Origin of the sequence: Vibrio sp. 10N.222.49.A3 (assembly GCF_041475145.1) — a bacterium.
Classification (GTDB): Bacteria; Pseudomonadota; Gammaproteobacteria; order Enterobacterales; family Vibrionaceae; genus Vibrio; species Vibrio tasmaniensis_A.
In genome coordinates this window covers 2,044-2,365 of record NZ_JBFRVM010000132.1, presented here as the reverse complement: position 1 = coordinate 2,365, position 322 = coordinate 2,044, and the positions used below count along the sequence as shown (strand labels likewise).

Sequence of the window (322 nt, the reverse complement as noted above, 5' to 3'; positions counted from 1 at the left end):
CGGTGTTTTTCAAGGTAGTTGTCATCATTTGCTTGCTTATTAAGCAGCTTCTCTTTCTGGATTTAAGTGAACGTCACCAACAGGTTCACAGTTTCTGATATCACCTGGCCAGCGTTCAGGGTTTAGCTCTTTCGCAGTGAGTAATACCTCCGCTCGGCGCTTCAAGATCTCTTTATCTTTTCCATTGTGACGCTCTGAAGGCGTGACGTAATTCAGCTTACTGTGCTTGTGCTCGGTGTTGTACCAGCGTACGAAGGCTTCAACCCAACTTCGACTACTGTCGATTGTTTCAAAGCCCTTTGTTGGCCAGCTTGGCATGTAC

Annotated in this window: 1 protein-coding gene; it reads right to left on the bottom strand. The window is 46.6% G+C overall.

The window, feature by feature from the left end; genetic code table 11:
* Positions 1-39: 39 nt before the first annotated feature.
* A partial coding sequence (locus AB4589_RS25715) for an integrase core domain-containing protein (RefSeq protein WP_372101556.1) occupies positions 40-322 on the bottom strand: 283 nt, incomplete at its 5' end.